Origin of the sequence: Abyssisolibacter fermentans, from assembly GCF_001559865.1 — a bacterium.
Lineage (GTDB): Bacteria > Bacillota > Clostridia > Tissierellales > MCWD3 > Abyssisolibacter > Abyssisolibacter fermentans.
In genome coordinates, this window is the sequence record NZ_LOHE01000034.1 from 24,459 (window position 1) to 38,884 (window position 14,426).

12 protein-coding genes are annotated in these 14,426 nt (G+C 28.6%); 11 read left to right on the forward strand and 1 reads right to left on the reverse strand.

The features are described 5' to 3' along the window. The first annotated feature begins 34 nt into the window (after positions 1 to 34). From AYC61_RS02725 to AYC61_RS02775, 11 genes are all read left to right on the forward strand, one after another. Complete coding sequence (locus AYC61_RS02725) at positions 35 to 298, forward strand: CD3324 family protein (protein ID WP_066496599.1); 264 nt, start codon at positions 35 to 37, stop codon at positions 296 to 298. Between the two features lie 311 nt (positions 299 to 609). Beyond that, positions 610 to 1,572, forward strand: coding sequence for an IS110 family RNA-guided transposase (locus AYC61_RS02730; RefSeq protein ID WP_066496601.1), 963 nt, complete (start codon positions 610 to 612; stop codon positions 1,570 to 1,572). Next, entirely contained in the window at positions 1,551 to 1,847 is a 297-nt protein-coding gene (locus AYC61_RS21810) for a hypothetical protein (RefSeq protein WP_066496603.1), read from the forward strand. Before AYC61_RS02730 ends, AYC61_RS21810 begins: the two co-directional genes overlap by 22 nt. Positions 1,848 to 2,447: 600 nt before the next feature. Beyond that, positions 2,448 to 4,238 (forward strand): ABC transporter ATP-binding protein, encoded by a 1,791-nt coding sequence (locus AYC61_RS02740; protein ID WP_242866730.1) that lies wholly within the window; start codon positions 2,448 to 2,450, stop codon positions 4,236 to 4,238. Beyond that, a complete protein-coding gene (locus tag AYC61_RS02745) occupies positions 4,235 to 6,067 on the forward strand; it encodes an ABC transporter ATP-binding protein (RefSeq protein WP_066496605.1) in 1,833 nt (610 codons plus the stop codon). The genes AYC61_RS02740 and AYC61_RS02745 overlap by 4 nt, the downstream gene beginning before the upstream one ends. Before the next feature lie 166 nt (positions 6,068 to 6,233). After that, positions 6,234 to 7,496: a hypothetical protein gene (locus tag AYC61_RS02750; protein ID WP_066496608.1), complete on the forward strand. Its 1,263-nt coding sequence runs from the start codon at positions 6,234 to 6,236 to the stop codon at positions 7,494 to 7,496. A gap of 267 nt (positions 7,497 to 7,763) precedes the next feature. Continuing rightward, the gene (locus tag AYC61_RS02755) at positions 7,764 to 8,468 is read left to right on the forward strand and encodes a response regulator transcription factor (RefSeq protein ID WP_066496611.1); all 705 of its coding nucleotides are present in this window, start codon (positions 7,764 to 7,766) and stop codon (positions 8,466 to 8,468) included. Further along, on the forward strand, positions 8,458 to 9,933 hold the full coding sequence (locus tag AYC61_RS02760; protein WP_066496614.1) for a sensor histidine kinase: 1,476 nt from the start codon (positions 8,458 to 8,460) through the stop codon (positions 9,931 to 9,933). Before AYC61_RS02755 ends, AYC61_RS02760 begins: the two co-directional genes overlap by 11 nt. 259 nt (positions 9,934 to 10,192) lie before the next feature. Next, positions 10,193 to 11,389 carry an MFS transporter gene (locus AYC61_RS02765; protein WP_066496615.1) on the forward strand — a complete coding sequence of 399 codons (1,197 nt, stop codon included), beginning with the start codon at positions 10,193 to 10,195 and terminating at the stop codon, positions 11,387 to 11,389. A 67-nt stretch (positions 11,390 to 11,456) separates the two neighbouring features. After that, a complete protein-coding gene (locus AYC61_RS02770; protein ID WP_066496617.1) occupies positions 11,457 to 12,074 on the forward strand; it encodes an alpha/beta hydrolase in 618 nt (205 codons plus the stop codon). A 158-nt stretch (positions 12,075 to 12,232) separates the two neighbouring features. Continuing rightward, on the forward strand, positions 12,233 to 12,688 hold the full coding sequence (locus tag AYC61_RS02775; protein ID WP_066496620.1) for a DIP1984 family protein: 456 nt from the start codon (positions 12,233 to 12,235) through the stop codon (positions 12,686 to 12,688). Between the two features lie 348 nt (positions 12,689 to 13,036). Here the strand turns inward: AYC61_RS02775 and AYC61_RS02780 are convergent, their stop codons facing one another. After that, the gene (locus AYC61_RS02780; protein ID WP_066496623.1) at positions 13,037 to 14,221 is read right to left on the reverse strand and encodes a carboxylate--amine ligase; all 1,185 of its coding nucleotides are present in this window, start codon (positions 14,219 to 14,221) and stop codon (positions 13,037 to 13,039) included. Positions 14,222 to 14,426 lie beyond the last annotated feature (205 nt).

Consider the following 14,426-nt stretch of genomic DNA (forward strand, 5'->3'; position numbering starts at 1 on the left):
TATTTTAAAACATAAATTTAAGGAGATGAGCTTAGTGAGGTATGTAAAAGCTGAAATGGTTTTACCTAATGATTTAGTGAGAAATATACAAAAGTATATTCAAGGTAAATATGTATATATTCCTTCTCAACCTCAAACTCGAAAAAAATGGGGAGAAGATTCAGGTAGTAGAGCTTATATACAAAATAGAAACGAAGATATTCGAAATAAGTATGAAAGTGGATATTCAATTCAAAATTTAGCACAAGAGTTTTTCCTTTCTATTCATAGCATTAGAAAAATTATATATACAAAATAAAGTTTGATATTAAGCTACTGCTCTTAAATGAGTAGCAGCTTTTTAATATAGTAGGAAACAAGCATGATAAATCAATCACCAACTAGAATGAAAACGAAGACAGTTCTTAGGTATAAATTATCATAAAATAAGAAATAGCTTAAATAACGAGCTAAAAAAGTCAAAGAACTTTGTGGTAGGAAAAAACTCCGTCTAGGAAACTGATTATAGTAATCTGTTGGTACCAAATAATGTGTCTAGAGCACGTGTAGGAAAATTCTTAATTAACCAATGATTACTATAAAGCTCGTTAAATTAAGGATGGTGATTGTATGGAAGACATTCTAGAAATATGTGCTGGATTAGATGTACATCAAAAAAATATAGTAGCATGCGTGTTAGATGGAACATTAAATAAACGACCTAAAAAGGAAATAAAATCATTTGGCACAGAAACAGAAGAACTACTAAAATTATTAGATTGGTTAGAGGAAAAGAAATGTAGTCATGTGGCAATGGAAAGTACAGGAGTTTATTGGAAACCAGTATGGAACATATTAGAAACAGGTAATTTTGAACTTATATTGGCAAATGCACATCAAATCAAGAATTTACCTGGAAGAAAAACAGATGTAAAAGATGCGGAATGGATAGCTAGTTTGTTTAGGAGTGGATTGGTTAACAAAAGTTTTGTACCAGAACAACCTATTCGAGATTTAAGAGATTTGACAAGATATAGAAAGAAGATAATATTCTCAATAAATAGAGAAAAGAATAGAGTGCACAAATTACTACAAGACTGTAATATAAAAATAACAAGTCAACTATCAGATATTTTCGGAGATACAGGAAGACAGATAATAGATCATATAATGAATAATAGGCACATTGGAAGAAATGAAATAGAAGAAATGGTTAAAGGGAGAGGTAAAGGAAAAATAAAGACAAAAGTTGATGATATATTAAAGTCTGTTAATGGAAATGTAAGAGAACATCATAGAGTTATGATTAGGTTTAGTTATGAACATGTAGAATTTCTTGAAAATAAACAAAAAGAGATTGAAAAGCTCATTGATAAATTAGTACAACCTTATACAAAAGAAATAGAGATATTAAATACTATACCAGGAGTGAGTAAAAATTCAGCATCAATAATTATAGCAGAAATAGGTGTAAATATGGAACAATTTCCAACAGACCACCATCTATCTTCGTGGGCGGGATTAAGTCCAGGAAATAACGAAAGTGCAGGTAAAAAAAAAGAAGCAAAACTGTGTCGGGAAATAAACATTTAAAAACAGTTTTATGTGAATGTGCATGGGTTGCAAGTCATACAAAGAATACAAGATTGTCAATAACATACTGGAAATGGATAAGAAGAATGGGAAAGAAAAAAGCTAATATAGCACTAGCTAATCTAATGTTAAGAATATGTTATCACATGATAAAAAATCAAACTGAGTATAAAGAAGTAGGAGATTTATACTATAAGAAGAAGGAATTAAATAAAGAAAAAAGACTTATTGAAGAATTAGAATCAAGGGGATATGCAATAGCAAAAGCAGACTAAAGCAATAAATATAAAGGAATAAAGAAGCACATTTTTATAAGAAAAATGATGGGCTTTATTAAGTGATGCCTAAAGTCCATCACGAGGGTCAATGTTTTCGTAGGAAAGTTCTGCTTTTTCAATAAGAGTTAAAAAAATTGCTAGTAGTTAGGGTTAGCCTTTGAAGTAAGTGTAGCTCAATGTTTGTGGACGGTTAGAATACATTACCAAATGGAGAGGGGCACGAATCTGAGAATCTTTGCTGGTTCCTGTAAAGAAGCAATTTTTTTCATTTTGTAGAAGCGTTGAAAAAATTACTTCTTAAAAGTCACCTAAAAAGAAACCTCAGATTGAGCCATAGTGAATTTGTTGGTTGAAACAGTTACTAGAGCAGTTGGTTACTGTTTGATTTAGAGTAGATGCGATTAGAGCGGCATAAGCCGTTTTTTTGCTTTTTAGTAAAGAACATTGCAGAATCGTCTTTTATCTATTATTAAAATACATACAGTAATAAAATTATATATGTAAAAATAAATTATTAGTCCTATGTTCAAAAAAATTTATCAGCTATTCGAATTTAATCTTTTTTAATAATTATATACCAAGGAAGTGGTGATAAAAGTGAAGAAAAAAAAGTATGGAATAAGGGATATAGTAAAATTGCCATTTAAGTATGCTCATGGTTATGCTGGTTTGATAGCAGTCCAAAAAATACTAAATGGTATAGTACCGACACTACAAGTATTAGCTACTGCCAAGTTTTTAGACACTGCTATAGCTATAGTTAATGGAAAGAGAGATTATTATGAAATATTTGTACCTATAATTATAGTAGTATTACTTTTAGTTTATTCATGGGTATCAGAGCAGCTTATAAAGTTTATAAATGTAAAGTTTGAGATGAGGCTTAGGGAAAAATTTAGAGTTAATATTACTGAAAAAAGAGCAAAGCTAAAATATAAGCATGTGGAGAATTCTGATATTTGGAATTTAATATCAAGGGTTATAAAAGAGCCTGAAATTCAGATAAAAAATGCTTATAATGATTTTTTGTCTTTAGTAGCTCTTATTATAAGAATATTAGGTTTACTACTTGTGCTTATTACTCATGTTTGGTGGACTGCAGTAGCTATAATCATAGTATCAGTTCCATTATTCAAGGTTGCACTTAAAAATGGTGAAGATATTTATGAAGCTGACAGGGAAGTGTCTAAATATAAAAGAAAGTTTGAATATTTGGGGGAAGTCTTAACTGGAAGAGAGTGTGTAGAGGAAAGAACACTATTTGGGTATACTGACGTAATTAATGATAGATGGCAACAGCAGTATGAAACTGCAAGAAAGATTGAGTACAAAACAGATTTGATATGTTTTGCAAGAGCAAGATTTAGAGGCATTATTACTGCACTTATTTCTGTAACTATAGTTATAATATTAATAAAACCAGTCCATGCAGGAATGATGAGTGTAGGTATATTTATATCTATTTCTAATGGTGTTTTTGAACTCATTAAATTGATGTCTTACCAATTTACTTTATATATAGAAGCACTATCAAAGAATTTTGAGTATTTAAAAGATTTAAGTGACTTTGCTATGTTAGATGAATGTGAAGGAGCAGTTGATACTCCTTCAGATGAAAAAGTTATATTTAAATCTTTAGAGTTCAGGAATGTATCTTTTAAATATCCGGGTAAAGATAATTATATATTAAAAAATCTTTCTTTCATTATAAATGAAGGATATCATTATGCTTTTGTAGGAGTAAACGGAGCAGGGAAGACAACTATAACTAAACTTATAACTGGTTTATATGATGAATATGAGGGACAAATTTTAATCAATGGAGTAAATATTAAAAAATATAATCATAGCAAGCTTAAGAGTATGTATTCAGTAGTATATCAGGATTTTGCAAAATATTATATTTCTTTTAAAGATAATATAGCTTTGGGAAACATTAATAATATGATTAATGAAGATAATGAAGCAGGCATTCAAGCTTCTATCAAGTTTATGGAATTAAACAGTGTAGCTGATAATTTATCTAAAGGATTAGATACACATCTTGGTAAAATTAAAAGCAATGGAGTAGATTTATCTGGAGGACAGTGGCAACGAATAGGTATGGCTAGAAGCATTATAAGCTGTGCACCTATTAGAATACTAGATGAGCCTACAGCTTCCATCGACCCGATAAGTGAAAGTAATATTTATAAGCAGTTTGAGCAAATAAGTAGTGATAAAACTACGATTTTTATAAGTCATAGACTAGGTGCAACAAAGCTTGCTAATGAAATTTATGTAATTAAGGATGGAATGATTAAGGAAAAAGGTTCACATGAGCAGTTGATGAAGCAAAAGGGAATTTATTCATACATGTATGAGAGTCAAAGGAGCTGGTATTTATGATAAAAGATAACAAGAAAAAAGATATTTCTTTTTGCAGTGTAGTATGTAGAATAGTACCTATGGCTTTTAAAGCGTGTCCTGTCTATTTTATTATATGCAATTTAATTGGAATATTACATGGTTTATCGCATGGTTTTAGCACTTATATGACGCAAAAATTTTTTGATTCTGTATCAGATGTAGTAGGGAATAATGGGATGATTAATGATGCAATGTTAATGGCAGTGGCTTTAGGAATAGCATTTATTTTATCCCAAATAATTAATGGTATTGATAATTTTATGTATTATAACAAAGAAAATATAATGATTAGATATATTAGCAAGAAGATAAATAATAAGGCTGGAAAATTAGATCCATTAGTTTTTGAAAAAACAGAATGTCTGGATGATATAAAAAAAGCAAAAATAGGAGCTCAGAACAGTGCAAATTTACTAGAGGTACTGACAAGTATTTTTACACTTTATCTTCCTTATTTTGTTTTTATGGCAGTGTATTTATATAAATTAAAACCAATTCTTGTAATGTCAATATTAATAATATTTATACCTACTGTTATAACTCAACTGGTTAGAGTGAAATCATTTGATGAATTAGCAGATGAAGCTGCACCTATAAGAAGAGAATTTGAGTATTATGAAAAGTGTATTGGTGATAGAGAATACTATAAAGAGACTAGAATTTTAGGGGCTTTTATATACTTTAAAAATCTTTATTTAACTTCATTGAAACTGCTTAATAAGAAAATATGGACTATAGAAAAAAAATCTGGGTTTATGGAGTTAGGCATGAAGCTGATAACCCTTCTTGGATACATGGGAGTTTTGTGTTTGCTTTTTGATTCACTGTTAAAAGGAGATATAACTGTGGGAGCTTTTGGAGCAGTATTTTCTTCTATAGGATTTATGATAAGTGTAATGGAAGAGATAATATGCAGGCGAATAGGAGACATTACAAGAAATCTTGGAACTGTAAAAAATCTTATAAGATTTCTTGATATGCCAGAAAGAGAAGGAGAAGATGTAGTAATAAAAGGAGTTCCTAATATATCTGTAAAGGATGTTTCATTTATTTATCCAGATGCTAATAAAGCTTCCTTATCCAATATTAATTTAGAGATTAAAAGTGGAGAAACTATTGCAATAGTTGGAGCAAATGGAGCTGGCAAAAGTACTTTAGTTAAGTTATTGATGGGTATATACAGACCAGCAGATGGAAGAGTGCTACTTGGTGGAGCAGATACTACTAAAGCATCTTCTAAATCTATATATGAAAATATATCAGCAGTATTTCAAAAATATCAAAGATATAAGATGACACTAGGTGATAATACAGCAATTAGCTCAGTAAAAAAAGGGTTAAATGAAAATAGTAAAATTAAGCATAAATATTTAAAGGAAGCTTTAACTAAAGCAGATTTACAAATTGATAAAGAAAAGTTTCCATATGGATATGAAACTGTTCTTTATCGTGAATTTGACGGAGTAGATTTATCAGGAGGACAGTGGCAAAGAGTAGCTATTGCAAGAGCATTTTATAGAAAACACAATATGATAGTACTTGATGAACCGACAGCAGCCATTGATCCTGTACAGGAAACTAAAATGTATAATAAATTTGCCCAAATGTCAGAGGGAAAGACAGCAATAATTGTTACTCATAGATTAGGATCAGCTAAAATAGCTGATAGAATAGTAGTTATGGATGATGGGGGAATAGCTGAAATAGGAACTCATGATGAGCTAATAAAGAAAAGAGGAAAATATAGAGAAATGTATGAGGCGCAAAGTAAATGGTATGTTAATGAAGAAGAAAAAATCACAATGTGAAGAATATTCGCATTGTGATTTTTTAAGCAGAGAACTCAGTATCCTTTGCTATAATAAAATTAGGGTACAGTCAAACAAAAAGTTTACAAGTTGGAAACATTTTTTTTATTCTTTAGAAAACTAAAATATCTATAATATACCTATAAAAAAAGAGGAGGTAAAAAGCATGATTGATAAAATGAGATTTAAATTAGTAAAAAAGAAGTTATGTATATCTTTAATACTAGGTATGGCGATATGTAGTATGACAGCTTGCAGTGATGATCAAGTTCATACAGGAATTGAAAAAGATAAGAAAATGGTGGTTCTTGAGAATCAGCAGGAGGATATAAACAATGTTTTAGGAGTACAAAATATTGAAAGAATAGAAGGTTTTAGAGCTGTTAAATGGTTAGATGACGAAAGAATTATAGGTATTGATGAAAAAGATTCAGTTGAAAATGTTTGTATTTTTGATGTAAAAGAATTAACTCTAAAAACTTTGAGTAATAATAAAGAAACAAATGATAATGATATGGCAACTTATTTTGAAAGAATTTATTGTACAGAAGATAAAAATTATATATTATATCAAAAACTTATAGATAAAGATTATGACAAAAGGACTATATATGTATATGATTTAAAACAATCAAAAGAAACGAAACTGGCTGATGGAGTAAATGCTATGAATATGGTTTTTGATAATAAGGTTATATTTGCAAAAGGTATGAAAATATATGTGTATGATTTTAATGGGAATAAGACAGAAATTAAAATGCCTAAAGAGCTGGAGAATGAAATTAAGGATTTTGATATAACTTTTGAACATTATCTTGATAGTTTGCATGTCAGCGATGATGAAAGACATATTGAAAGCTTCATGAAAAAATTGGAGACAAAATATAAGTTTGAAAAAGAAAATAATTGCATACAAGTACTAAATAGTAAAGATGATGAAATCTATATTGGTACTTATTTAAGTTATTGTAGTAACAAATATTTTGCATACAACTTAAAAACAAATAAGTATAGAGAGTTTGATAGATTCATTAAAAAAGAGAATGAAAAGACAATTGATAGTTTTAAAACATATGAAGATGAAAAAATAGTTGCATTAGAGCAGCCAAATGGTTCTGATGATTATGAACTTTGGAGATTAGATTCTGATGGTAAGCATATAGAACTTATTGAAAAAGGACAAATAAATATAAATAGAGAATTTGTAATTTCACAAGACAATAGTAAAGTTGCATATTTTTTAGATGTGTCAGATGGAAAAAATAAAATTGTTATATATGATCTTCAATCGGGTAAAAAATTTGAAATGTTCGAAGAAATCGGAACTGTTTTATTTAACAAGATTTCAAATAAGGTTGCAGTTATATCAGTTAATGTAGATGATGATATGCATTTAAATTTTTTTACAAATATCTATACTTTGAATTAGCTTGTGAAATATTTTAAATTAAAAACAGCACAAGAACTCCTATTATTTATATAACAAGGCGTAATATGACTCACATTTCTATAGGCGGCGGATACTGAATAGATTAAAAGACAGGTGGTGTTCAATATCGCGCCTTGTTGAAACGGTGTGCTGCAATTACTACATAATTGCTACGTTGTTATAATAGGAATATTGTGCTTTTTTATAGTATCTCAATATTAATTTGTTATAATAACTACATGGACAAAAACTAAAGAAGGTGAAAAAATGAGCATTAAGATTTTAGTTGCAGATGATGAAGAAAATATTGCAAACTCAATTGCATATGCGCTAAAACGTGAGCAATATGAAGTTTATACTGCATATGATGGAGAAGAAGCTATGGATATTATTAAGAATAACTGTCTTGATATACTCATACTTGATATTATGATGCCAAAGGTTAATGGTTATGATGTTTTAAGAAAAATCGTAAATGACATGCAAATAGGAATAATAATGCTGACAGCTAAGAGCAGTTTGGTAGATAAAGTACTAGGGCTTGAGCTTGGAGCTGATGACTATGTAACAAAGCCTTTTGACATTCAAGAATTGATTGCTAGGGTAAGATCATTATGTAGACGTTTAAAAAAAGGTGAAAGTAGTGGAGATAATAGGAGTAGCCAAAATATAATATGTGTAGAAGAATTAAAGATTAATATTAAGGAAAGGGTAGTTTGTTTAGGTGATAATATGCTGCATTTAAAGCCTAAAGAATTTGATTTGTTAACATTTCTATTACAAAATAATAGAATAACCTTTACAAGGGATAATATTCTAGATGAAGTATGGGGACAAGACTATTTTGGAGGAACGAGAACAGTTGATATTCATATACAGCGAATAAGAAAAAAACTTGGAAAATATGGAGTAATAATAAAGACTGTTCCAAAGATTGGCTATAAAGCAGTGGAGAATTTAAATGAAAATTAGTATAAAGGTAAAGTTAACTGTTTTTTTAATTCTTTTGTTAATATTTAATCTTATAATTATTAGTATATTCACATTAAATGGAGTTAAAGAGAACCAAAAGGAATCATATGAAATATTTTTAAAAGACAACAGTAAAACTGCGAATCTATATATCAGAGAAAAGTTTCTTGTAACCAAAAGCAAGGATTTTGAGAAATTTTACATAGAAAATGCGAGTAAGATTAGCTTAGAACTTGCAAGAATGCTAGATTTAAAAACAGTTTTGTATGATAATAATGGTAATGTAATTTCAAACATTCAAAATCTTATAGATAATAATGATAATACAAAATTATTATCTAAAGCACTTGAAAATAATATTGTATACCAAAAAGAAGGAGACAGAATAATATATGCGGCTCCTGTTTATGATCTAGAAAAACAAATTGGAGTATTAAAATTTGAGTATAGTATAAAAAAGCAAAGAATTTTTTATGAAGATATAAGAAAATTATTTTTAAAAGTTGGACTTGTATCCATTATTGTTACTTTTATATTAGCAAGGCTGTATTTTATAGATATTGTAAAAAGCATAATAATACTAAAAGAATCAATTAAGAATGTTGAAAAAGGTAATTACGATTGTATAGAAATAATAAACAGAAGTGATGAGTTTGGTGAATTAGGCAAAGGAATTCTTGCAATGTCTAAAAAAATAAAAAATAATATTAATCAGATTAACAATGAGAAAAAGAAATTAAAAAAAGCATTAGTGAAACTTCAAAAACTCGAAAAAAGGCAGAGAGAATTCATAGGAGATATAACTCATGAATTTAAAACTCCAATAACTGTAATTAAGGCACAGATTGATTTGATAACTTTATATAATGACGATGAAAACATGGTTAACAAATCAAAAGAAATTGCAGAAAAAGAATTAAAACGGTTAGATAGTATGATTGAAAATATACTTTATTTGTCTAGAACGGAGAAATATGATTTTGAATTAAAAAGAAGAAAAATTAATACCAAAATAATTTTAAAAGAAATAATTGAAAGAATGACAGGTAAAGCATCAAAATATGGAATTGAAATAATAGAAAATATAAAAGAAGCATGTGTTTACATGGATTATGATAGTTTTATGCAAATATTTATTAATCTCATAGATAATGCAATAAAATACAATAATATTGATGGAAAGATATTTATAAGAAGTTATATTATAGATAATAAAAATTACATTGAAATAGAGGATACTGGTATCGGAATACCAAATGAACACAAGAGACGAATTTTTGAACCTTTTTACACTATAGAAAAAAACAGGTCTAAAAAGTTTTCTGGAACAGGACTTGGATTAGCACTAGTATATAAGCTTTTAGAAAAACAGAATGCAGCAATAAGTGTTTTAGATGGTGATAAAGGAACTATTTTTAAAGTTAAAATTCCTTTATATAAAGATATTAATGGAAATGATGATTAATAAATAAAATGTTTATGATTTTCATAATTTTAGATTTATTATAAAATAATTTAAATTAATAAAAATAAAGGGTTATGAAAATAAATATAGAAATAAAGTTTTAAATTATGTTTTTGTGAACACTACTAAAATTTATGAAGGGGAGTAATATAATGAATTTGATACGTGCTCATACGTAAGACCTAAAGTTTAAAACAAGACCTCCACCTTGATTTATATTAATGCCAAATATCAATAAATTAAGGAAGGTGTAGAGACTATGAAATTTAAGGTTAAAAGTAATATATGGAAGTTATATGGATACTATTTTTTTCATAATTTTATTTTAGCATACGTAATTGAGAGGCTTTACTGGCAGCAAAGGGGAATGTCTATACAGCAGGTGGTATATACTGAAATAATTTATGCAGTTATTATAATTATTTTAGAAGTGCCTACAGGCTATTGGGCAGATGCTTGGAGCAGAAAAAATTTAATTGTAATAGGAAGTATTCTTACTTGTTTAGAGTTTATTATTTTAATATATGCATGTGAATTTTGGCATTTTGCATTTGCCGTAGGAGTAGCAGCAGTTCAAAAGGCACTTTGTAGTGGTGCTACTAATGCACTATTGTATGATTCTTTAAAAGTAATTAATTACGAAAATGATTTTGAAAAGATATTAGGGAGAATTAGATTTTTTGATTATACGGCAGCTACATTAGCAGCATTAATGGGTAGTATTTTAGGTGTTAAATTGGGATTTGTCAGTAATTATTGGTTATCACTAGTTAGTACAATTATTTCTCTAGTATTTGCCATTATGCTGATTGAACCTAATATAAATAAGAGAGAATGTGAATGTAGGGATAAAGAATATATTAAACAGTCAATAGATTTTCTAAAAGGACATAAATCTGTGAGATTTGTACTGCTGATAGGTATTTTTATTGGCGCCAATATTGTTTACTTAGATGAATTTTGGCAAATTTATCTAAATGAAATCAATATACCTGTTATATTTTTTGGATTAATTAGCTCGTTAAATTCAATAATTGTGAGTATTTCAAGTTTATGTGCCTATAAAATAAAGGGAAGATTTGATGAAGGTAAGTTATTTTTAATATTAATTATCATATTTTCATTTAGTTTTATTTTAATGTCCTTTACAAAATCAATTAATGGTCTGTTTTTTATAGCTTTGATTTATGGAAGTTCAGGCATAATACAGCCATTAGTATCTGGATATCTGCATCATAGAATTGAATCTTCATATCGTGCTACAATTGAGTCATTTCAATCTCTAGCTTTAAGAGTTATGACTATGACAGTGGGGCTGGTATTTGGTAAAATAGCATCAAAGTTTTCGATTTTTGAAGGTTTTAGATTCATTGGTGTTGTGTCTATTGTTTATTTGGTTTATTATGCAGTAAATAAATCAAAAAATGATTTAAATGTCAAAGCACGAAAGAGCTAAAACATCTATTATAAATAGGAGAATTGCTTATTTATAGCTTTATTATATATTAAATTGAGGTGTTTGTATGAAATCTAAAATAATTGAGATTGAATCATATATTGGGTTCAATCTAAAGAACGAGTTAATAATGCAAAGTGGAGAAACACTTGTAATTCAATTGCCTGGTGGGAAGTATACGATAATGGCTCCATATATGTATTATTCATATAATATTGCATTAGAACAAGGTTGTGATGTATTGACAATTGAATATGGATTTCAGAGAACGAATAAACCTTATTGTAAAGATGATTTACCAAATATCGTTAAAGAATGTAAAGAAATAATTAATAAAGCATTAGCTATAAAAAAATATAAAAGAATTATTTTTTGTGGTAAATGTATAGGTTGTGAAATACAAACAATAATAGCACCCGATTATCAGAATTATAATACTGAATATATATTTATAACACCATATGTATCAAGTATTCCTTTAATGAAAAATAAAAGAAGCCTTTTGATAATTGGTACTAATGACCCTGTATTCAAACGTGAGCATATAGAAGAAGTAAGCAGTTTTAATAATGTAAAAGTATTTACTATTAAAGGAGCTAATCATGATTTAGATACAGATAAGTATGATAAAAGTATTGAGATGCTACTTCATAGTTGTAGGGTGATAGAAGAATTTATCAGATAAAAATAGTTTTTATTTGTTTTAGACTAATTAAGTTATAAATTGCAATTTGTTGAATTTATCAGTAATCTATAAAAAAGTTATTAAATTGTAATGATTTTGTAATTAAACACAATTATTAATATGTTATGATAAAACTGTTGTAAAAAGGAGATGATACTATGAAATTAGCAGAAGCATTAATTTTAAGAGCAGATTATCAGAAAAAAGTACAGCAGTTAAAAAGCAGATTACAAAACAGTGCAAAGGTTCAAGAAGGAGAAACTCCTCCTGAAAATCCAAAGTTACTTATGAATGAATTAGATAATGTTTTGGAAGAATTGACTGAGCTTATTCAAAGAATAAATAGAACAAATAGTATGACAAAGTTTGATAATCAACATTCATTAGCTGATATTTTAGCACAGCGAGACAAAATATGGACTAAAAGACAAGTCCTTAGTTCATTGATTGATGCAGCTGTTATAAAACACGATAGATACAGTCGTTCAGAGGTGAAATTTTATAGTACTATAAAGATTGTAGAAACACAAAGAGAAATGGATAAATTATCAAAAGAATTTAGAGAGTTAGATACACAAATACAAGGAAAAAATTGGTCAACAGAATTAATATAGAATAAAATATGCTGGTAAACTATAATTGATAAAGGTGAGTGCAATCCGCCAACAGGAGAAGTTGGACCTCGATGGTTGAGTATAGAGCACACTCAGTGGTTCGATTCCACATTGTACAATTTATGCTCAGTATTGTCACAAGAGTACAAATAACAGTAAAAGTAACTACCATGCACTAATTTGTCGATTAAGTTGAGGTGTGGGTAAGGGGATAATAAAAAATAATAAATAACCATGAGATGTTATGTTATCATGGTTATTTATTATGTCAAGAAAATCGTGTATGGAGATTAGATTGAAAATAGCGGAAAAATAAATGAACCTCTAGGATATTGTTTATAGATCATTTTATTTATTAGTTATCTTCCTTTTCATTTTTTTAAGTATCATATATAAAAAATCAAAGGCTGGAGCAGGGTCATCTATACTCCAAATTGCAGGTGCTTTTTTAGCAAAAAGAGACTTAAATACCTCTACTCTGCTCAGCTGTTTAGTTTTAATATACTTTCTGATAGAAAGCATATCTTCAAACATATATCTAAAAACTATACCTGTGTCATGTTTTATAGCATTACTTCCAATATCTACTTTAGTAAGCTCATTATAAGCAAGTAATGGGAAGTTTATGCCGCATTTTCTAAGAAGTGTGTTTAATGTAGTTGTTCTAGCATTTATTTCTATTAAGTAAAACTTGCCTGTTTTCTCATCTTTTTTAAATTCTATTTCAGCAAAACCCTTGTAACCAATTGCTTCGAGAAAAGGAGTACCTATGTCATAAAGCTCTTGAACATACTTCTGCCTTGTATAAGCAGATGCACCAAAATTAATCGGATACTGCCTTAGCTTCTGACAAGTTATCCAGTGAGTAACCTTGCAATCTTGGTTTAAATAAGCATCAAAGGTATACATATGATCATCAAATCCTGGTATAATTCTTTGAACTATAACCTCTAAGTTTTCGCTGTTTGCTTTCATAATTGCCAGTTTAAGTTCATCCATGTTATAACATTTAAACATTTTCACCCTGAATTTTGAAACAAAAGGAGGTGAATCGGTAGGCTTAACTATACATGGAAAACCAATCAAAGATATCAACTTTTCTTCAAAGTCTTCATCATTAGGGCTTAGAGTTTCTGGTACCAACACATCATGTTTTAGTGCTAAAGCATGAAGAAACTCCTTGTCCATAATTTTACTCCACAGTCCCTTATTAGTCATATTAATAAGGTAATGTTTTCTAAGTTCATCAAGGTGAGAATCTATAAATTCTACATAGGCATCAGCACATGGGTAAAGTACAGGTTTATTATCTTGCTTTTTTGCATAGTCAATTAAAAATGTTAAAAGTTCCTCCTTGTTATTTCTATAATGCGGAACGATTAGATGTTCTTTTAAGTATTTAGATTTAGAGGCATAGGTGTTTTCCTTTGAATAATCCATTGCAACAGTGTGAATATTATTAGAACCCAGACATCTTATTATACTTAGGCCTATATAGTAATTTGAACCTAGGATAACCGCTTTATTATTCATAAAATAACTCCTTTCTTAATATTTAATCTTCTAATGTACCTGAGAGTGAGTTAATATATTTTTTAATGCCAATATTTTATAAGTGGATTTAACCCAGATTATTCATAGAAAATTAAATACTCTACTGCATCATTCTGATTAGAAGATGTCCATTAAATTCTCGACATACCAACCCGGTATGCCTTCGAATTCACTGAAATCTTCT

What these genes read in the sequence shown, in the direction of transcription:
- AYC61_RS02770 (WP_066496617.1), top strand. Translation starts at nt 11,457, where the DNA reads ATGAAATCTAAAATAATTGAGATTGAATCATATATTGGGTTCAATCTA.
- AYC61_RS02750 (WP_066496608.1), top strand. Translation starts at nt 6,234, where the DNA reads ATGATTGATAAAATGAGATTTAAATTAGTAAAAAAGAAGTTATGTATA.
- AYC61_RS02755 (WP_066496611.1), top strand. Translation starts at nt 7,764, where the DNA reads ATGAGCATTAAGATTTTAGTTGCAGATGATGAAGAAAATATTGCAAAC.
- AYC61_RS02745 (WP_066496605.1), top strand. Translation starts at nt 4,235, where the DNA reads ATGATAAAAGATAACAAGAAAAAAGATATTTCTTTTTGCAGTGTAGTA.
- AYC61_RS02730 (WP_066496601.1), top strand. Translation starts at nt 610, where the DNA reads ATGGAAGACATTCTAGAAATATGTGCTGGATTAGATGTACATCAAAAA.
- AYC61_RS02780 (WP_066496623.1), bottom strand. Translation starts at nt 14,221, where the DNA reads ATGAATAATAAAGCGGTTATCCTAGGTTCAAATTACTATATAGGCCTA.
- AYC61_RS02775 (WP_066496620.1), top strand. Translation starts at nt 12,233, where the DNA reads ATGAAATTAGCAGAAGCATTAATTTTAAGAGCAGATTATCAGAAAAAA.
- AYC61_RS02760 (WP_066496614.1), top strand. Translation starts at nt 8,458, where the DNA reads ATGAAAATTAGTATAAAGGTAAAGTTAACTGTTTTTTTAATTCTTTTG.
- AYC61_RS02765 (WP_066496615.1), top strand. Translation starts at nt 10,193, where the DNA reads ATGAAATTTAAGGTTAAAAGTAATATATGGAAGTTATATGGATACTAT.